Origin of the sequence: Methylobacillus caricis, assembly GCF_020532705.1 — a bacterium.
Lineage (GTDB): Bacteria > Pseudomonadota > Gammaproteobacteria > Burkholderiales > Methylophilaceae > Methylobacillus > Methylobacillus caricis.
On the sequence record NZ_JAJAVD010000001.1, the window covers coordinates 1,235,691 to 1,255,739 of the forward strand.

The following is a 20,049-nucleotide window of genomic DNA, read 5'->3' on the forward strand; positions in this document are numbered from 1 at the left end:
GTTCAATTTACGGGCACAAGGGCTTTCATGACTAACCATGCCTTAAGTTGGTGCGCAGGATGGAAACAACCGCAACAGGCGCACCAGCATGAAGCTGGCAGCTTATGCCTGGCGTTATGGTAAAGTAGGCTCAAATAAAAATCAGGGATGCTTCATGGCAGCAATTGATATCACACCTATCCTCAAGTTCATGGTGGAAAAAAACGGGTCAGACCTGTTTTTCAGTACTGGTACGGCAATCCATATTGATGTTGAAGGCAGAACCATGCCTATCAACTCCCAGGTGATGGCACCTGGGATGGTCAAGGAGATTGCTTATGCCTTGATGTCACCAGCCCAGCAAAAGGAATTTGAAGACACGCTGGAAATGAATTTCGCCCTGAGCCAGCATGGCATAGGACGTTTCCGGATCAACGTATTCAAGCAACGTGGCGAGGTTGCCATGGTGGTACGCTACATCAAGCATCAGATCCCCTCGCTTGAGTCATTGGGCCTCCCCCATATATTGACTGAACTCATCATGCGGCAGCGTGGCCTGGTGCTTGTTGTGGGTTCAACCGGGTCCGGCAAGTCCACGACCCTGGCATCCATGATCAACTATCGCAACGAAAATGCCGACGGCCATATCCTCACGCTGGAAGATCCGATTGAGTTCATGCATGAGCACAAGAAATCTGTCGTGGACCAACGCGAGGTAGGCATAGATACCCTCACGTTTGAAAGCGGCCTGAAGAATGCCATGCGACAGGCCCCTGACGTCATCCTGATCGGCGAAATCCGCGATATGGAAACCATGAAACACGCCATCGCCTATTCGGAAACCGGGCATCTTTGCTTGGCAACCCTGCATGCCAACAATGCCAACCAGGCCCTTGAACGCATATTTTCCTTTTTCCCGCCTGATGGCAGGCAGAATATCCAGCTCAGCCTGTCACTGAACCTGGGCGCCGTCATTTCACAACGCCTGGTAGCAGGCATTGAAACCAAGCGCGTAGTGGCTACCGAAGTCATGATCAATACGCCCTATATCTCTGACCTCATTCTCAAGTCCAAGCTGGATGAAATCAAGGAAGTCATGGCAACCAATACGGATATAGGCATGGGCACGTTTGACCAGTCGCTGTTCAAGCTATACAGCGAAGGAAAGATCAGTGAAGACAATGCCCTCGCGAGTGCCGACTCCCGGAACGACCTTTCCCTCAAGATGCGATTTTCGGCAGAATCAGCCAAGGGAGGATTTGGCGACTAGGCACCCTGGGTAAAGGCCCAATTTCCACACTGGCAAGGTACCGACAGCTCACTGAGTTGGGTTTATAATACGGCCCATGAACCCAGACTTGAATAAACTCCAGCCCTACCCGTTCCAGCGCCTGCGGGACCTGTTTGCAGGCGTGACCCCGAACCCTGAATACAAGGCCATTAATCTTTCGATTGGTGAACCCAAGCACGCCACTCCCGCTTTAATCAAACAAGCACTGGCTGACAATCTGGATGGGCTTGCTACTTACCCCACGACGCTGGGCATTGGGCCGCTACGTATGGCCATTGCCAGCTGGCTAGCGAAGCGGTACGGCATCCCGGCCCTGAATCCTGAAACCGAGATCATTCCTGTGAACGGCAGCCGGGAAGCCCTGTTTGCTTTTGCGCAGTCTGTACTTAGCGATACAACGCCTGCTCCCGTGGTAATCAGCCCCAATCCGTTCTACCAGATATATGAAGGCGCTGCCTTGCTGGCCGGCGCCGAGCCTTATTTTCTGAACACTTTGCCAGAGAATGATTTCAGCATGGACCTGGAAAGCGTGCCAGAAAGCATATGGCAACGTACTCAACTGCTGTTCCTCTGCTCTCCAGGCAATCCTTCAGGCAAGGTTATGACGCTGGCACAATGGAAGCTGGCTTTCGAGCTTTCTGACCGCTATGGGTTTGTCATTGCAGCAGACGAATGTTACTCGGAAATCTATTTCGATGAGGCAAGCCCGCCTATTGGCGCATTACAGGCAGCCAATCTGCTGGGGCGGGATTATAGCCGCCTGGTCATTTTCAGCTCGTTGTCCAAGCGCTCCAATGTTCCAGGCATGCGTTCAGGCTTTGTCGCGGGGGATGCAAAGATATTGGAAAAATTTCTCTTGTATCGCACTTACCACGGCTGTGCCATGAATCCGGCAGTCCAGGCTGCCAGTACTGCAGCATGGAAAGATGAATTACATGTGGTGGAAAACCGCCGGCTTTACGCGGAAAAATTTGCTACTGTCACGCCAGTGCTGCAGGAAGTTCTCGATGTTGCCATGCCCGATGCAGCCTTTTACCTCTGGGCACATACCGGGCAACCAGACACCGAGTTTGCGCTTAACCTCTACCGAGACTTCAACGTCACCGTACTGCCAGGCAGCTTCCTGGCACGTGAAGCCCATGGCACCAATCCAGGACATGGATTCGTTCGCATTGCCCTGGTTGCCTCGCTTGAGGAATGTGCGGAAGCAGCAGACCGCATATCTCAGCTCATGTCAAGCTAAGTACCGAGCGTATGATCAGGGATTTTTTTGCAGAAAATTCCTGATGGTTTCTTGCGTCAGCATAGACAGCTCAGGACTCAGGCAGTCTATCTCCATCGTATCATCCATACCGCGCAACCAAGTCAGCTGCCGCTTTGCCAGCTGCCTGGTAGCAGCAACCCCTTGCTCGCGCCACTCGGCATAGCTGATGCTGTTTGCCATATAGTCCAGCGTCTGCCTGTATCCCACACAACGCATGGACGTCATGTCCGCATGCAGGGAGGGGTATTTTTCCAGCAATCCCTTGACCTCCTCCAGCAAACCCTGCTGCATCATCTCATCAAAGCGTACAGCAATCCGCTGGTGCAGCACCGCCCGGTCCGAAGGTTGCAAAGCCAGCTTCAACAAGCGGTAAGGCAGATTTTCCATCGATTGCTGGCTAAAAAGTTCAGACATTGTCTTGCCGCTGACTTGATAGACTTCAAGCGCCCGTTGTATGCGCTGAGAATCCCCGGGCTTTAGTCTGCTGGCAGTGTCAGGATCAATCATGGCAAGTCTTGCATGCATTCCAGGCCAGCCGATCGACTCAGCATCCGCATCAAGCTGAGCACGCACTTCAGCATTGGCCTCAGGTAATCCGCTTAGCCCTTGCTGCAATGCCTTGAAGTACAACATGGTGCCGCCAACCAGTAGAGGAATCCGGCCTCTGGCGGCGATATCGGCCATCAGGCGCAAGGCATCTGCACGAAAATGAGCTGCTGAGTAGGCTTCGGTCGGATCTATGATATCGATCAGGTGATGGGGTGCCAGCGCAAGAATATCCGCGGGAGGCTTGGCTGTCCCTATATTCATATCCCTGTATACCAGCGCGGAGTCTACACTGATAATTTCCATCGGCATGGTTTGCACCAACTCAACAGCCAAGCCTGTCTTGCCGCTGGCAGTCGGCCCCATCAGGAAAATAGCAGGCGGAAGTGAAACGGACATGAATACGGATCTTGCGAAGGAAAAGGCGCAAGTTTAGTACAGATGACAAAGACTGCCTATAGAAGCAACAAGGCCAGGCATATAGCCTGGCCTTGTTGATAACGCTGCACTGAGCTATAAATTAAGCTAGGTTTTGCTTGCGCTTGCGAGTTGAAACAAAGCCGACTACGCCAAGGCCTAGTGCCAGCATGCCATAAGCGCTTGGCTCGGGAACGGCAGCAATCACACTGACGCCATCCAGGTATGAACCGTACGAAGGTGCTGCTGCCGGTCCCAGTGATACAAACCTGAGTTGGGTAGTGGTGCCAGTAGCAACCAAGTCCTCGAATGTATACTCGACCCAGTCACTCTTGGCTTTAGCAGAAGAATTGATAAGCTTGGTATCTCCCCAGTAAACTTCAAATGTGCTCTTCAAACCGTCTGGTGTATCAGGGCGACCAGAAAACGCGAAGCTCAATGTATAGGTGGTGCCTGCAGTAGTCGCCAGGTCCTGCCAAACGCTGGTCAGCGCGGTTGAGTTCAATTCCAGGTACTGGATGCCATCATAGGCTTCAGCATTGAATCCATCCTGGCCACCTTGGGTTGCGCCCTTCTGGATTTCAAAAATACTGCTGGATTGCCAGCCAGTTACGCTGTTGAGATAAGCCCAAGATGCATTACCAATATTATCTGCTTCAAAGCTCCCGTTTTGCACGATATTGGCAGCTTGTGCACCGGCGCTTGCAAATGCCAGTACGGACAGTAAAGCGATGCTCATTTTTGTTTTCATTTTGCTTCCTGAATAATTTAAGTTAGTTAATGAATAGATCAGTAATAATTTTGTGTGGCATCACCTTATAGGCAACATCCATACCATTTATTCCCGATCCCAATCAGTCAAAAAATAATTTAATAATCAGCAAGATATAGAAAAATAAAAAAACAAGAACAAGATTAGGTGCTGAAAATCCAGCAATCTGTGAACGCAGGATGTCAAAATTTCATCACTTTTATTTGCCGCGCATAAACATTTTGTCCAATTCAATCATGGTTACCTGGAACCAGGTGGGACGACCGTGATTACATTGCCCGGATCTCTCGGTGGCCTCCATATCCCGCAACAATGCATTCATCTCTGGAATGGTGAGGATACGGTTTGCCCTGACCGCAGCATGGCAGGCCATGGTCCCCAGCAACTCATTACGGCGCTCAGTAAATGCGCGACTCGCTCCGTATTGACGTAAATCAGCCAGCACATCCCGCGCCAGGGCAACCGCATCGGCGTCCTTGAGCATGACTGGGATAGAACGCACAGCCAGGGTGGTAGGGGAAAGGACAGCAATATCAAAACCCAGTTGTTGCAAGCCATTATCCGGTAAGGATTGCTGCTCTTGCACTGTGGCAACTTCCAGGTGATCTGCATGGAAACTCACAGGCAGTAGCAAGGGCTGCATAGGCACCCTGCTTGCATCAAGCGCATTCTTGAGTTTTTCATACATAATGCGCTCGTGGGCAGCATGCATATCCACCACGACCAGGCCTTGTGTATTTTGTGCCAATACATACACGCCATGTATCTGGGCAACGGCAAATCCCAGTGGGTACTCTTGCCCAGATGGGTGCAAGCCAATTGAAGCATTCGCAATTGGGTCAGGCATCGTAGCGGTATCGGAAGTTACTGTTTCTGGATTACTACTGCGCGACAAATCGCCGAACAGTGTTTGATAAAACCCTGCAGGCTCATTCGCCCGTAAATCGATATTGCTCTGGAACCGTGGATAAGTCGGCACAAAAGGTTGAGCCGGAATGGCATTGCCCTCCGAAACAGCCATATCCGGCGTCAATGAACTCGGCATCCCGATTGGCGTGGCCAACGCCTTATGTAAGGCATGGAAAATGAACCTGTGTACGGATTGTCCATCCCGAAAACGCACCTCGGTCTTGCTGGGATGCACATTGACATCAACCAGACCTGGATCAAGCTCAAGAAACAGTACAAATGCAGGATGACGGTCATGATGCAATACATCCTGATAGGCTTGGCGTATGGCATGACTGATCAGTTTATCGCGCACGAAACGGCCGTTGACATAGACATATTGCGTATCCCGGGCGTGACGCGAGAATGTCGGCTTGGCAGCCATCCCCCATAATCTCAAGCCTGCTGCTGACTCATCCAGATAAAACGCCTCAGCGGAAAAATCCGCGCCCAGCACTTCTTCAAAACGTTTCTGTGCTTCACTTGCCGCCAGGCGCATGACCGCCCTGCCGTTATGCTGCAGCAAAAAGGTTACATCAGGCCTGGACAGGGCAATGCGGCGAAAAGCTTCTTCGCAATGTCCAAACTCCGTGTTTTCAGTCTTGAGGAATTTACGCCGGGCCGGTGTATTGAAATAAAGATCCTGGATTTCAACAATGGTGCCAACGGCAAGCGCTGCTGGTTCAACTTCTGTCAGGTAGGCGCCCTCTGAGGCGATACGCCAGCCGTGCTTTTCCTGGCTATGGTAGCTGGTCACTTCAGTACGGGAAATGGCAGCAATGCTGGCCAGGGCCTCTCCACGAAACCCAAGGCTGGCAACCCGCTCAAGGTCATCCAGGCTGGAAATCTTACTGGTTGCATGCCGGGTCAATGCCAATGCCAATTCATTTCTGGCAATGCCGCCGCCATTATCGCTGACCCGCATCTGCTTGATGCCGCCATTGAGCAGGGCAACGGAAACTTCGGTACTGCCTGCATCCAGGCTGTTCTCAAGAATTTCCTTGAGGGCGGAAGCTGGCCGTTCGACCACTTCGCCGGCGGCGATCTGGCTGACTAACTGATCTGGTAGAAGCTTGATGGATGGCATGCAATAGCCCGATAACCCGTTAGGGCGTGATAACGATAATGGGTTATTTTAACTGCTACATGCACAAACTCGCCAATTTAAAGGCCATCAATAAAACGCAGTCCGTATTTCTTTACCTCTGCATCATCCATCACTTCACTTTCCAACCCTACTTTCTGGGCAAGCAGGTCTACTGGCACAAACTCCGGCTTGCGCACCAGCAAGTCATCTGCCACTTGCTGCATAGCCTGGACTGCCTTGCCCTGCAAATGGGCATCCCGTCCAGCTTCACTGCTAAAGGTATCGAAAATGACATAGGCATTTTCCGCCTGCTTGAAAGCGTACCAAGTTTTGGTGTCATCTTCTTCCTTGACCGCAGGAAGCGTTTTTTTCAGGAAGCTTTCAAGCTCTTGCCGTTTGTCAGGGCGGGCTTCCAGCTTGATGTACAACGCGTATTTACTCATTACCTATTCCTTTTTCACCACATTAACGTACTGTTAGCACGCATCATCTATGCCAGCACTGCATCTGCTAGCTAGGGATTTTCATCGAGCACTACGGTTTGCAGGTACTCCGGTACCATGACATTCCATTGCTTCTGCTCTTCTATCCTGTGTCTGAGTGCATCGGCCGCCACTGGTTCACCATGAACGATAAAGGTTTGCCTGGGAGCTGACGGGCATTGAGCCAACCACTGCATGATCTCTTGGTAATCCGCGTGCGCCGAGAGGTTGCCCAATGCCGCAATTTCCGCGCGCATGGGTACATATTCACCATGAATCTTGACGCTGTCCGCACCATCGAGCAGGGCCGCACCCCGTGTACCTGCCGCCTGGTAACCGGCAAACAACACTGTATTGCGTGGATCAGGCCCCAGGGACTTGAGGTGATGAACCACCCGCCCACCCGATACCATTCCGCTTGCTGCGAGGATGATTGCAGGTTCACGCAAGGCATTCAAGGCAATGGATTGCTCGACCGTGCTTATTATCCTGGCGACCCTGGCAAGTTCACGGCATTGTGCAGCGCTCAGTTTGTGCTCAGCCGTATGGCGCAGGAAGATTTCGGTAGCATCGGCAGCCATGGGGCTGTTGAGGTAGACCGGCAAATCAGGAATACGCCGCTCCTGCTTGATTTTATGGATGTAGTACAACAGCTCCTGGGCTCGACCGACAGCAAATACCGGCACCAGCACAATGCCGCCTCGCGCTGATGTGTGGTTGATAACTTCAGCCAGTTGGGCCTCCGGCTCGGCCCTGTCATGCAAGCGGTTGCCATAAGTGGATTCCAGCACCAGGTAGTCTGCCGCCTCAGGTGCTGAAGGTTCTGGCATCAACGGATCCTGCATGCGTCCAAGGTCCCCCGAGAACAGGATGGAAGTATGCGCATCCTTGAGCAATACCGTGCATGCACCCAGGATATGGCCAGCCAGCATCAACTTGATGCTGATGCCGTCGACGATTTCAACAGTTTTCGCCAGCGGCACTGACACCAAGAGCTCAAGCGCCGCCTCGGCATCTTCCTTGGCATAGAGCGGCAAGGCTGGCTTGTGCTTGGAAAATCCGCGTTTGTTGGCATAGCGTGCCTCTTCCTCCTGCAGGTGGGCTGAGTCGCGCAACAGCAACTGGCAAAGCTCCAGGGTAGCCTCGCTGCAGTAGACCTTGCCGCGGAAGCCCTGCTTGACAAGCAGGGGCAGATACCCCGTGTGGTCTATATGGGCATGGGTCAGTACCACGGCATCGATACTGGCTGGCTCTACCGGCAGCCTGGCCCAGTTCTTGAGGCGCAACATTTTCAGGCCCTGGAATAAGCCGCAATCCACTAACACACGCCTCTCGCCACTGCTTACAAGGTATTTGGAGCCGGTGACAGTGCCAGTGGCGCCAAGGAAACTGATTTTCATGCTTATTTTTCTACGATCCTGGTTTTGGCCAAGGGAGGATTGGCAGCAAAGTATTTCTTTATGCCTGACAGTATTGAACTTACCAGTTTGTCCTGATGTACGTTGTCATTCAGCCTACGCTCCTCATCCGGGTTGGTAATAAATGCCGTTTCAACCAGGATGGAAGGAATATCCGGAGACTTGAGCACAGCGAAACCAGCTTGCTCCACATGGCGCTTGTGCAAGGTATTGATGGTACCTACGTGATCCAGTACAAACTTGCCAAGCTTGAGGCTGTCATTGATCGTGGCTGTCTGCGACAGGTCAAGCAATGTACGGGCAAGATAAGGATCTTTTACCCCCAGGCTGACGCCCCCGATCATATCCGACTCGTTTTCCCGTTGAGCCAGCAAGCGCGCCATGGCGCTGGTGGCGCCATTTTCTGACAATGCAAACACGGATGAACCCTTAGCCTGTGCGCTCAAGGCAGCGTCGGCATGGATGGAGACAAAGAGGTCTGCCTGCATTTTTCGCGCCTTGACCACGCGGCCATTCAACGGAATGAAATAATCCCCGTCACGTGTCAATACGCCACGCATATTAGGTTCAGCATCCACAGCGGCCTTTAGTTTTTTTGCAATCGCCAGCGTAACGTTTTTTTCATAAGACCCGGTGGCGCCCTTGGCACCAGGGTCTTCCCCGCCATGGCCTGCATCAATCGCTATCGTGATCATGCGCCCATCAGGTTTCTTGTTAATGGATGGGGCCGCCAGTACTGGCGTTTTTTCAACTGGCAGGCCAGGGGCAACATCTGCAATTGCCGGAGATTCCGGTGTTACCTGCAATTCTGACAATGGAGCTGCAGCCACTTCCGGTTTACCACGCTGCTCCAGCAGGCTCATCAAAGGGTCCAGGGCGGGATAAATGTCAAGCACCAGCCGGTCTTTGTAGTCGCCGGCAGGAGGAAGGGAAAACACCTGAGGCTTGATTTCCGCCTTCAGGTCAACCACGATGCGCACGACGCCTGGCTTGAAGTTGGCCACCCGCACCTGGCGAATATAGGGATCATTGGCGTTGATCTTGTCTGATAACGCTTTCAGTACCGGCCCCAGTTCCACATCATCCAGGTCCAGCACCAGGCGCTCAGGATCCTTGAGCATGACCATATGATGCGTGATGGGCTTGCTGGATTCGAGTGTGATACGGGTATAGTCGGCAGCGGGCCACACGCGTGCAGCGGCAACCTGTATGCTTTCCGCTGCATGGCCGGACATGATGATACTGCCCAGCAGCCCTGTCAGGAGCAGCATGATGCTTACTATACGGAATTCAGATTTTCCAGGCATTGCTTTCCAGAATCAGTGTTGGCAATCAATCGAATATGTCGCCCCTGCCCCATGGGCTGGATGCGGACATCAATATCAGGGGCAGGCAATAACTCCTGCGCCTTTTCCGGCCATTCGACCAGGCATAGGGACTGCGGATTGAAATAATCTCTGAATCCGGCAGCATCCCATTCTTCCGGATCAATAAATCTGTACAAATCAAAGTGATATAAGTTTAATCTAGAAACGGTATAAGGTTCAACCAGTGTGTAGGTCGGGCTTTTCACTTTTCCCGCATGCCCCAATGCCCGCAGGATACCCCGCACCAACGTGGTTTTCCCTGCGCCAAGGTCGCCATGCAGATATAAGTTAAGCCCCGGCTCCAGTACCCGTGCCAGTTTCTCACCGAATGCAAGTGTCGCTGCCTCATCCGGCAGGGTCAGTGTAAAATCTTGTGCCATATGTCTCGAACTTTAAACAACCTGGAAGAGCTGGCTGCCGATATCAAGCGCTGGGGTATGGAGCTTGGATTCGGCCAGGTCGGCATCGCCGATACCGACCTCTCGGCTGCCGAGGATCGACACCGGCAATGGATAGAAAAAGGTTTCCATGGTGCCATGGATTATATGGCAAAACATGGCAACAAACGCACCCGGCCCCATGAATTGGTGCCAGGAACAGTCAGAATCATCTCTGCTCGCATGGATTACATGCCGCCACACGCACGCAACAGTGATGAAGTAATGAGCGACAGTGAGCTGGCGTACATCTCGCGTTATGCGCTCGGCCGCGATTACCACAAGGTCTTACGCAACCGACTGCAAAAGCTCAGCGAAAAAATTGCCGAGCATATCGGCCAGTTTGGATATCGTGTATTTACAGACAGTGCGCCAGTACTGGAAGTAGAGTTGGCACAAAAGGCGGGGCTGGGCTGGCGCGGCAAGCATACTTTATTATTATCCCGCACCGCCGGATCCTGGTTTTTTCTGGGGGAAATCTACACTGACTTGCCCCTGCCTGTGGACGCTCCCCTGGATGGGCATTGCGGAAAATGCACCGCATGCATGGATATTTGTCCCACTCAGGCGATTGTAGCGCCTTATGAAGTGGATGCAAGGCGATGTATTTCCTACCTGACAATAGAACTTAAGGACAGTATACCGGAGCCGCTGCGTCCATTGATCGGCAACCGTGTATATGGCTGCGATGATTGTCAACTGGCCTGCCCCTGGAATCGTTTTGCAAAAATGACCCAGCAAGCTGATTTTCATGTACGCAACGGCCTCGACAATGTCAGCCTAGTCGAACTGTTCGGCTGGGACGAGGCCACTTTTCAGGAAAAGATGGCAGGAAGCGCCATTTACCGTATCGGCCATACCCAATGGCTGCGCAATATTGCAGTCGGCCTGGGCAATGCAAGCAGCAACCCGGCCGTTATCCAGGCACTGGAAAGGCGTCGAAATGACCCCTCTGTACTGGTGCGCGAACATGTGGCATGGGCATTGAAACAGCATGAGAAATGCTGTTCGGAAAAGACGTAAAAATTCTTTTTACAGTCATATCAAAAAAATATCGGCTGACTGTATAATCGCCGCAATTTCAAACCTTTATAAAGACCGGCACTTGTTTACACCTCTCGTGTTTCGCCGTATGAGCCTAGTGCTGTTTGCAGCTCTGGGCCTTTTTATTGCCTTTACTTTTTACCAGTATGGCATTAGCAATGACGAAGAGGTGCAGCATGTATATGGTCGCTTGTTACTTGATTTCTATACTTCCGGCTTTGCCGACAAATCAGCTTTTGAATACCGCAATCTTTTTCTCTATGGCGGTTTCTTTGACCTGATTGCCGCCTTACTGGAACGCATACTGCCTATCTGGGTCTGGGACATGCGCCACCTGCTGTCTGCCTTGTTTGGGCTGGCTGGAATTGTAGCTGCTTACAAGATTGTACGATTGCTGGGTGGCGAGCGTGCAGGCTTCTTTGCTGTACTGTTGCTTGCAATCACAGGTTCATGGTCCGGTGCCATGTTCACGCATACCAAGGATGTGCCCTTTGCCACCTGCATGGCCTGGGCCCTCTATTACACCATCCTGATTATCCAGAATCTACCCAAACCCTCATTGACATTGTCAGTCAAGCTGGGCATTGCCATTGGTTGCGCATTGGGCCTGCGCATCGGTGGCGCTTTCGCTGTTATCTACCTAATGCTGATGCTGGGCATTGCCGGCATGGTGAACCGCCGCGGCATCAAGGCTCGCCTGCACTACTGGCTGGAGAGTGCCATATCACTGATTCCGGCAGGTGTGGTCGCTTTCATACTGATGGCAATATTCTGGCCCTGGGGGGTGATGTCACCAGACCATCCGCTCGAAGCAGCAAAATCCTTCTCCCACTTTGCCTTCAACATGCTGACCATCATGGATGGCGAAGTCATGAAGATCGGCGATGTACCTCGTTATTACCTCCCGGCCTATCTGCTGGTCAGGTTGCCGGAGATTTTCCTGCTGGGTCTGCTCGGCCTCTTGGTCAACTTCACGCTGAAATTCAAACAATTCAGGCAGCACCGCCATGAAAACCTGTTGCCATGGCTTGCCGTGATCCTGGCCGCCATATTCCCTATTGCATTCAATGTGCTGGACAAGCCTGCACTCTACAATGGCATACGGCATTTCACTTTTGTGGTTCCCCCCATTGCAGTACTTGCAGCCCTGGGCCTGACCATGAGCTGGGATACGCTGAAATCATTGCCTCGCATACGCCAAGGGGCTGGCGTCACTTTTATAGCGCTTGCCGCACTGACTTTAATCACCCTCTTCAGGCTACATCCTTACGAATATATTTATTACAACAACCTTGCCGGCAGCATGGCGGAGGCCGAAGCGGAGTGGGAAGGCGATTATTGGTCAAGTAGCCTGCGCGAAGCCTCCGACCTGCTGGAGGAAGAAATTTCCAGCAAGCCAAGACGTGATGCGCATGGGAAAATCATTCCCTACCTGGTGGCGGTTTGCGCCGAAAATATCCAGGGCACGGCCTACCTTGACAACCGCTTTCGGGTCACCAAGAACTGGGAGGCCGCAGACTTCTACCTGTCTACGACCAATATGGGATGCAACAATGTCATGAACGGAAAAATCATTGCGGAGGTCGAACGCATGGGTGTACTGCTCGCAGTGGTGAAAGACCGTCGTGATTTGCTTGCGCAGTTACGCAAGCCACGGATGGCCACTCACCCGCACTAAGCCTAACAATATAGCGCATTATCACAGACCGGATTTATGACGACAGACCGCACACAAGCCACACCGCATATCACAGTGATTGTGCCCGCCTACAATGAGGCATCTGCTATTACTGCGACAGTGGAGAATATCGCCAACCAGCTCTCCAAGTTGGCCCCACAGTGGGATATTGTCGTGATTGATGATGGCAGCCGCGACAATACAGCTTCTATTGTCCGTACATTGCCGGCTTATCTGCGCACGACTCTGGTCAGGTTCTCCCGCAACTTCGGCAAGGAGTATGCAATCACCGCCGGGCTTGAATACGCTAGCGGCGAGATCGTCATCTGTATGGATGCGGATGGACAACACTCCTCAGACCTGCTTGCTGTCATGCTGGAGAAATGGCACGAGGGTTACGATATGGTATATGCCGTACGCCAGGACAGGGAAGTCGAGTCGCAGTTCAAGCGCTGGGGCTCCCGTATCTTTTATGAAATCATGACACTGGGTGAACGCATCACCATTCCGCGTGATGCCGGCGATTTCAGGCTGATGAACCGCAACGTGGTTGACGCCCTGCGGGCCTTGCCAGAACGCAATCGTTTCATGAAAGGCATGTATGCATGGGTAGGCTACAAGTCCATTGGCATCCCTTACACGCCCCTACCCCGTCTGCATGGTGTCAGCACATTCTCCCGCATCAGGCTCATGCAGCTGGCATGGACAGGCATCACCAGCTTCTCGGTAATTCCCCTGCGCCTGGCAAGCGCAGTGGGCGGGCTGCTGGCATTGCTGGCCTTTATTTATGGGATATGGGTTATCCTGGAAAAAATGTTTTTCCATGAAAGCATACCTGGCTGGCCTACCGTCGTTGCCAGCCTGATGTTCTTCTCGGGCGTGCAGCTATTGTTTATCGGGATACTGGGCGAATACATCGCCCGGATCTACGATGAGGTGAAAGGACGCCCCCCCTATATCGTGGCTGAAGTTTCTGCGGCCTATCAAGATATCCCGACGGAAACATGAGCTCAAGACAAGCTGCCCGGATACGCTCGGTCTCATGGTTCACCATCATAGGGGTGTTGGCGGCGGTGGTACATTACGTGGTTGCCGTCACGCTGGAATCCCAAACCACCATCAGTCCAGGATGGGCTAACCTAGGCGGTTTTATACTGGCCTTTCCTGTCAGCTATCTGGGACACCACTATCTTTCCTTTGCCGGAAACAGGACATCCCACCTGCATGCATTGCCACGCTTTCTCTTGGTGGCCTGCAGCGGTTTTCTTGCCAACCAGTTTTTACTGCTGGCCCTACTTTACCTGCTACCCCTCCCATTCTGGTTCATACTGGGCGGCGTGATGGCAATTGTTGCAGCAGGCACTTATTTACTCAGTCATTACTGGGCATTTGCCCGTGAACAATCACCATGAGTACTCCACTGGTTCTAAGCGCAGACGACTATGCACAAAGCGATGCTATTGACGCAGGCATACTCTCGTTAATCCAGCAGGGGCGGTTAACCGCCACATCTTGTCTCACGCTGAGCCCTCGCTGGCCTCTTGCTGCCAAGAAAATCCTTGCAGAAATCAGGCAGCAAGCCGATATAGGCCTGCATCTGGATTTCACCCAATATTCACCCAGCATGCGTTATTCACATCCTCAACTGATAGCGCGTGCCCTGCTCCGCAGCCTGGACAAGAAAAAATTACGCAGCGCTATCCGGCAGCAACTGGATCTGTTCGAAGAAGCCTTGGGAACCGCACCAGATTATGTTGATGGTCATCAGCATGTCCATCAGCTACCGCAGATTAGAGAGATGCTGCTGGAGGAATTGGTCAATAGATATTCGGCCAGGCGGCTTCCATGGATCAGGATTGCCAACCCTCCCCCCTGCGATGGATTGAAAGGCAGAGTGATCGGCTTATTAGGCAGCGCTGCCCTGAAAAAATCCGCCTTGCGTCACGGCTTGAACAGCAGTGATGTATTGCTAGGGGTCTATGGCTTTAATGACAAGCCAGAGGAATATGCTGCAAAACTGCGCCAATGGCTGAACATTGCCGTGCAGGAAGCACAAAAGGAAAAATTCTGCGTCTTCATGTGCCATCCCGGCATCGGGATATCCTCTGGGGAGGATGATCCCATCTGGCAAGCAAGGCCTCTGGAATACCAGATATTATCCAGCGGCATGTTCACTGAACTCCTTCAGGAAATAAATATTACTCCAGTCAAGGGCAGTCATATCCTAAACTCCAGCAGATAAAGCAAAGGCCCTTTCGGGCCTTGTGCATTATTGCTGCTTGGTTCTGACAGGAACGCTTGCCGGCTTGGGCGGCGACTTCTCCATGTTTTTCTCTTCCAGCGCCTTTTTCTCTTCCGGGGTCAGCACCTTCATGACGCACTCTTCAGTGCCATAGTTGCCACCGCTGTCATCCGGTTCGAAGTATTCCTTGCGAAAACTCCACCTGTCCTTGCCTAACTTCTTAATTGTTGCGAGGCCGGTACTGTGGTCAACATTGTTTTTCTTGTCGCGAATATTGAAACTAATCGCCAGCCTGTTGCCAACTGCTACGGCCTGGCCGTGGTAAACCGTAGAATTCACGGTTTCAGTTTCATAATAATAGGCACCAAACTTTCCATGGCTACTGACACGATTCAGCCTGAGGGCAACGACCACTTCATAAGTGCCAATAGAGGAATTTTCGCCTTTACACTCATAAAGGCCTGTGTAGTTGGGTCCAGTGAATGCAGGTTTTGCTTGAGCCATGCCTGAAAACGCCAGCATAGCGGAGATAATTACTATTTTTTTCATCCGGGGCTCTAAGTTTTAATTGAACAACAATTGGCTATTGTAACGCGTACAGACTGGATAGCATCAATGACGGCTGAATATTTCTTGACATTTCCTGTGTCATTTTCCCAATTCTTAAAGAAGATACAATGGCATCGGCTTTTGTTTTTGCCTGCAAGGTGCATTATGATAGTGCGCTTGAGTGGTGCTTCCAACGCTGCTTCTGAAAACCATTCTTTATAAAACCCTAATAACATTGGCTGCCTCTTCACTATGCTCAAATCTGCTGCTCTTTGGCGTTACAGTATTTTCAATTTTCTGCTTATTGCCTTATTAGCCCACTGGTTCTGGCAGCAAAATCAGCCAGTAGACATGATAGAACCCCAACTGCCAGCCAACGGCAAGCTCAACTGCGTTTCCTATGCCCCATATTATGGCAAGGATGAGTCACCATTTATCGCCAGCTCGGTGGTTGGCAAGATGCGGATTGAAAAAGACCTGGCATTGCTTTCAGAGCGCTTTGACTGTGTACGCACCTACTCTGTCAATCAAGGCTTGGACTATGTTCCCGAAGCTGCTGCCAAGCTTGGCTTGAAAGTATTGCTGGGCGCCTGGATCGGGTATACCAAACTTCAGAATGATGCTGAGTTCAACTTGGCAGTGGACCTGGCCAATCGCTATCCAGACACGGTGAAAGGCCTGATCATTGGCAATGAAGTGCTGTTGCGCAAGGAGCAGACCGAAGATGTCATACTGGCTTATCTGGAAGAGGCGCAACGCCGTACAGAGGTGCCTGTCACCTATGCCGATGTCTGGGAATTCTGGCTCAAGCATCCACGTCTGGAACAGGCCGTGGACTACATCACCGTACATGTATTGCCTTATTGGGAAGACGACCCTCAAAGCGTAGACAATGCGCTTCAACATGCTGAAGCGGTCATGAATAAATTGTCATCCACCTTCACGAAGCCGCTATTCATTGGCGAAACCGGGTGGCCATCCGTCGGCAAGCACCGGAATGCTTCCGTCCCCAGCCAGGTCAACCAGGCGCGCTACCTGCGTGAATTTATTCAGGTTGCCCACGACAAAGGCTGGAATTACAACATGATTGAAGCAATGGACCAGCCATGGAAACGCGTCCTGGAAGGCACCGTAGGCGGTTACTGGGGCCTTTACAATACTGACCTGGAAAGCAAGTTTGATTTCAAGGGACCGGTGACAGAACGTCATGATGGCCTTCAGCCGCTCTACTGGGCTTTGGCAGGCCTGTTGGTTTTCCTCGGGCTCACTTCGATGAGCAAGGAGCGCCGGATTCCTGCCATGGTGGCCATGGGCAGCCTGGGAATTCTGGTTGGTGCTGCCGCTTATGTACAAGTAGGCTATCTGGAAGCAGCCTGCCGTGATACTGTCGAGTGGATTGCACTGGTCGGCATAACACTGGCGGGCATCCTGGCCATGCTGAACCTGCCCTCGTTACTGTTATCAAAAGAACAGAACAAACTATCAGCGACCTTGCTATTTGTGCTGGTGTTTGCAGCCATGATTACCAGTTTCCTGCTGATCCCGAAACTGAGCTTCATCCCACGCGACTTCAACCTGAACCCGACCATAGGCCATATCATCTACATGATGGATGGCCGCTATCGCAACTTCCCATTAGCGCTTTACGCCTTGCCGGTGCTGCAATATGCAATCGGCTTCACATTGCTGGGAATACTGCATCGCTCATCGTTCGGCCGTTACCGCAAAATCAATATCATTGCCTTGATCACTGCATTGTTCTGCCTGATTTTGGAACCCTTGAACCTTCATGCACTCCTATGGGTAGGAATCGTTGTCTTGCTGGCTTATGCCAGCTGGCCGCGAAAGGGAGCCAGGGCCTGAGAGAACAAGCACGCCGTTGCGCATAGACATCGGGAACAAACAAAAAATCATTATGAAATTTATCAATAAATACACAAAGCCATTACTTATTGCCTTCACGGTGACCCTGCTGCATTTCGGGATCTGGGAACTCATCAACAGGGCCTTGCCATTGATCGAAGCCCCGCCAATCGTCAATGGCTTTGCTTACAGTGGCTATCAAATCGGTCAAAGTCCGCAGGAAAAGAAATATCCGAGTACTTCCGAACTCATGAAGGATCTGGAATTACTCAAGCCCTACACCAACCGCATCCGTATTTACGGCGCACTGGAAAACCCGGAGACAACAGCCCTGGCAGCAAAGCTTGGCCTTAAAGTCACGGCAGGAGCATGGCTGGGGCCAGACAAGAGTGACAACACGCGGGAGCTTGATGCCCTGCTTGCCCGGGTTGCGCTCTATCCCAACATAGAGCGGATTATTGTCGGGAACGAAGCATTGTTGCGGGCAGACCTGACCGTAGATGAGATGATTGCCTACTTGGAAGAAGCTCGCCGTGTCTCTCGCGTACCTATATCAACCGCTGAACCCTGGCATGTATGGCTTAAAAATCCCCAACTGGTCAAGCATGTGGATTTTATTGCCGTACACCTTCTGCCATACCACGAAGGAGTGCCAGCAGAAAAAGCGGTCGACTATGCGCTGGAGCGCTATAAGGAGCTAATGGACACCTATCCGCGCAAGAAAATCGTGATTGGTGAAATTGGCTGGCCGAGCAAGGGCCCTACGCTTGATGCCTCAGTTGCTTCCAACGTCAACCAGGCACGTTTTGTGCGCGAATTCCTCGCCAAGACTGCCCACGAAAACTACGATTACTACCTGATGGAGGCGATCGACCAGCCCTGGAAAGTCAAGATCGAGGGCTGGGCAGGTGCCTATTGGGGCATGTTCGATGCTGAGCGCCATGAAAAATACTCTCTGCATGGTGCAGTGCCAAGGGACTTGCGCTGGATATCCAAAGCATTATGGGGCTCCTGCCTTGCATTCCTACCTATCCTGTTTGTTGCAATCCGCTTCAGGCATTGGGGCACAGGTGCGCAGATTTCCCTTGCGATCCTTCTGCAAGCCTGTATCACAGTGCTGGTGGTAACCTGGAACCTGCCGGGAGATTATTACTATTCATTGCGCGACATGATTATCCTGGTGGCACTGATCATGGCTTTGCTCATGACTTCAGCCGTGCTTATGATCTATGCCGTAGAGTTCAGCGAAGTGATGTTCAAGGGTTATTGGCAACGCGCCTACAAACCTGCTGAGCCTCTCCCTGCAGATAAGGAAGCCTTCGTATCAGTTCACCTTGCCTGCTATAACGAACCACCGGAAATGGTCATTGCCACCATAGCCAGCCTGGTAAAGCTGGATTACACCAATTTTGAAGTGCTGGTGATCGACAACAACACCAAGGATGAGTCCAAGTGGAAGCCGGTAGAAGAATACATGAGCGGGTTGCCGGACAACTTCAAGTTCTATCACCTGCCGCAGTGGCCTGGCTTCAAAGCTGGTGCGCTAAATTTTGCATTGCAGGAAACCGACCCGCAGGCTGAGGTTGTAGGCGTAGTGGATGCGGATTATGAAGTGACTCCCGACTGGCTGGCCGTACTGGTGCCTCACTTCTCTGATGCTGAAGTCGCCGTAGTGCAGGCGCCGCAGGCACATCGTGATTTCGAGAATAATTTCTTCCGCCGCATGAGCAACTGGGAGTTCGAGGGCTTCTTCCGTATTGGCATGCATCACCGTCATGAACGTAACGCGCTGATCCAGCACGGCACCATGACCCTAGTGCGGCGCAACGCGCTTGTTGACCTGGGTGGCTGGTCAGAATGGTGCATCTGCGAAGATACCGAACTGGGCCTGCGCCTGCTCGAGGGCGGCTATGAACTGCGCTATATAGACAAGACCTTTGGCCGCGGGCTCACGCCTGCCAACTTCGAGGCCCTGAAATCCCAGCGCTTCCGCTGGGCATTCGGCGCCATGCAGATCCTCAAGCACCATATGCCCAAGCTGCTTGGTAAATCCACCCTCAGTTTTGGCCAGCGCTATCATTTCCTGACCGGCTGGTTTGGCTGGCTGGGTGACGGCCTGCAACTGATATTCACCTTGAGTTCAATAGGCTGGACCCTGGCCATGCTGGCTTTCCCCAAATCGTTCAGCCTGCCGGTTTCAATCATGCTCACACCGGTGCTGTGCTTCCTTGTGGTCAAGGGGGCACTAGGGCCTATCCTTTACCGCAAGACCATGGATTGCAAGTGGTCAGATATCCTCGGCGCATCTCTTGCCGGCCTGGGCCTGTCGCATACCATTGCCCGCGGCATCATGATGGGCCTAATCCAGAAACGTGGCGTCTTCAAGACCACAAACAAGGGCAAGGCCGTAAAGGGCAGCATTTTAAGCCTGCTCACGCCTATCCGCGAGGAAGTCCTGTTTTTGCTGGCATTGATCACGGCTGCTAGCGCCATGCTGTTCTCGCGCGGTTTCAGCAACCTCGATGCCCAGCTGTGGGTGACCATGCTGACATTGCAGTCCCTGCCCTATTGGAGCACGCTGGCCTGCCAGATTATTGCGCAGCTGCCAGATAGAAAGCCCAAAGCATAAGAAAAGCAAACAGCGACCAATAAAAACGGCTATGAA

At 52.2% G+C, this 20,049-nt stretch carries 17 protein-coding genes; 9 read left to right on the top strand and 8 right to left on the bottom strand.

The features are described from left to right. Positions 1 to 154: 154 nt before the first annotated feature. Together LG200_RS05875 and dapC are read left to right on the top strand one after the other, a co-directional pair. The gene (locus LG200_RS05875) at positions 155 to 1,249 is read left to right on the top strand and encodes a PilT/PilU family type 4a pilus ATPase (RefSeq protein ID WP_226757314.1); all 1,095 of its coding nucleotides are present in this window, start codon (positions 155 to 157) and stop codon (positions 1,247 to 1,249) included. Positions 1,250 to 1,325: 76 nt separating this feature from the next. After that, positions 1,326 to 2,513 carry a succinyldiaminopimelate transaminase gene (gene dapC, locus LG200_RS05880; RefSeq protein WP_226756646.1) on the top strand — a complete coding sequence of 396 codons (1,188 nt, stop codon included), beginning with the start codon at positions 1,326 to 1,328 and terminating at the stop codon, positions 2,511 to 2,513. A 15-nt stretch (positions 2,514 to 2,528) separates the two neighbouring features. Here dapC and miaA read toward each other — a convergent pair whose 3' ends face one another. The 7 genes from miaA to tsaE all read right to left on the bottom strand — a co-directional run bounded on the left by miaA (position 2,529) and on the right by tsaE (position 9,951). Further along, complete coding sequence (gene miaA, locus LG200_RS05885; protein WP_226756647.1) at positions 2,529 to 3,479, bottom strand: tRNA (adenosine(37)-N6)-dimethylallyltransferase MiaA; 951 nt, start codon at positions 3,477 to 3,479, stop codon at positions 2,529 to 2,531. A 121-nt stretch (positions 3,480 to 3,600) separates the two neighbouring features. Then, on the bottom strand, positions 3,601 to 4,236 hold the full coding sequence (locus tag LG200_RS05890; RefSeq protein ID WP_226756648.1) for a PEP-CTERM sorting domain-containing protein: 636 nt from the start codon (positions 4,234 to 4,236) through the stop codon (positions 3,601 to 3,603). Positions 4,237 to 4,468: 232 nt separating this feature from the next. Next, positions 4,469 to 6,304 (bottom strand): DNA mismatch repair endonuclease MutL, encoded by a 1,836-nt coding sequence (gene mutL, locus LG200_RS05895; protein ID WP_226756649.1) that lies wholly within the window; start codon positions 6,302 to 6,304, stop codon positions 4,469 to 4,471. A 77-nt stretch (positions 6,305 to 6,381) separates the two neighbouring features. Continuing rightward, on the bottom strand, positions 6,382 to 6,747 hold the full coding sequence (locus tag LG200_RS05900) for a putative quinol monooxygenase (protein ID WP_226756650.1): 366 nt from the start codon (positions 6,745 to 6,747) through the stop codon (positions 6,382 to 6,384). A gap of 71 nt (positions 6,748 to 6,818) precedes the next feature. Continuing rightward, entirely contained in the window at positions 6,819 to 8,186 is a 1,368-nt protein-coding gene (locus tag LG200_RS05905; protein ID WP_226756651.1) for an MBL fold metallo-hydrolase RNA specificity domain-containing protein, read from the bottom strand. Positions 8,187 to 8,188: 2 nt separating this feature from the next. Then, the gene (locus LG200_RS05910) at positions 8,189 to 9,439 is read right to left on the bottom strand and encodes an N-acetylmuramoyl-L-alanine amidase (RefSeq protein WP_404809798.1); all 1,251 of its coding nucleotides are present in this window, start codon (positions 9,437 to 9,439) and stop codon (positions 8,189 to 8,191) included. Between the two features lie 44 nt (positions 9,440 to 9,483). Beyond that, positions 9,484 to 9,951 carry a tRNA (adenosine(37)-N6)-threonylcarbamoyltransferase complex ATPase subunit type 1 TsaE gene (gene tsaE / locus LG200_RS05915; RefSeq protein WP_226756653.1) on the bottom strand — a complete coding sequence of 156 codons (468 nt, stop codon included), beginning with the start codon at positions 9,949 to 9,951 and terminating at the stop codon, positions 9,484 to 9,486. Here tsaE and queG point away from each other — a divergent pair, their 5' ends adjacent. The 5 genes from queG to LG200_RS05940 all read left to right on the top strand — a co-directional run bounded on the left by queG (position 9,952) and on the right by LG200_RS05940 (position 14,972). After that, positions 9,952 to 11,031, top strand: a complete 1,080-nt coding sequence (gene queG / locus LG200_RS05920) for a tRNA epoxyqueuosine(34) reductase QueG (RefSeq protein WP_226756654.1) — start codon at positions 9,952 to 9,954, stop codon at positions 11,029 to 11,031. An 82-nt stretch (positions 11,032 to 11,113) separates the two neighbouring features. Beyond that, the gene (locus LG200_RS05925) at positions 11,114 to 12,730 is read left to right on the top strand and encodes an ArnT family glycosyltransferase (RefSeq protein WP_226756655.1); all 1,617 of its coding nucleotides are present in this window, start codon (positions 11,114 to 11,116) and stop codon (positions 12,728 to 12,730) included. Positions 12,731 to 12,766: 36 nt separating this feature from the next. Then, the gene (locus LG200_RS05930; RefSeq protein ID WP_226756656.1) at positions 12,767 to 13,738 is read left to right on the top strand and encodes a glycosyltransferase family 2 protein; all 972 of its coding nucleotides are present in this window, start codon (positions 12,767 to 12,769) and stop codon (positions 13,736 to 13,738) included. Then, the gene (locus tag LG200_RS05935) at positions 13,735 to 14,142 is read left to right on the top strand and encodes a GtrA family protein (RefSeq protein WP_226756657.1); all 408 of its coding nucleotides are present in this window, start codon (positions 13,735 to 13,737) and stop codon (positions 14,140 to 14,142) included. The genes LG200_RS05930 and LG200_RS05935 overlap by 4 nt, the downstream gene beginning before the upstream one ends. After that, positions 14,139 to 14,972: a ChbG/HpnK family deacetylase gene (locus tag LG200_RS05940; RefSeq protein ID WP_226756658.1), complete on the top strand. Its 834-nt coding sequence runs from the start codon at positions 14,139 to 14,141 to the stop codon at positions 14,970 to 14,972. The genes LG200_RS05935 and LG200_RS05940 overlap by 4 nt, the downstream gene beginning before the upstream one ends. Positions 14,973 to 14,999: 27 nt before the next feature. On the opposite strand, the gene LG200_RS05945 is transcribed toward LG200_RS05940, so the two are convergent. Continuing rightward, positions 15,000 to 15,521, bottom strand: coding sequence for a hypothetical protein (locus LG200_RS05945; RefSeq protein WP_226756659.1), 522 nt, complete (start codon positions 15,519 to 15,521; stop codon positions 15,000 to 15,002). A gap of 351 nt (positions 15,522 to 15,872) precedes the next feature. Here LG200_RS05945 and LG200_RS05950 point away from each other — a divergent pair, with 351 nt between their 5' ends. Then, positions 15,873 to 17,384 carry a glycoside hydrolase family 17 protein gene (locus LG200_RS05950; protein WP_319004539.1) on the top strand — a complete coding sequence of 504 codons (1,512 nt, stop codon included), beginning with the start codon at positions 15,873 to 15,875 and terminating at the stop codon, positions 17,382 to 17,384. Between the two features lie 52 nt (positions 17,385 to 17,436). Then, entirely contained in the window at positions 17,437 to 20,013 is a 2,577-nt protein-coding gene (locus LG200_RS05955) for a glycosyltransferase (protein WP_226756661.1), read from the top strand. Positions 20,014 to 20,049 lie beyond the last annotated feature (36 nt).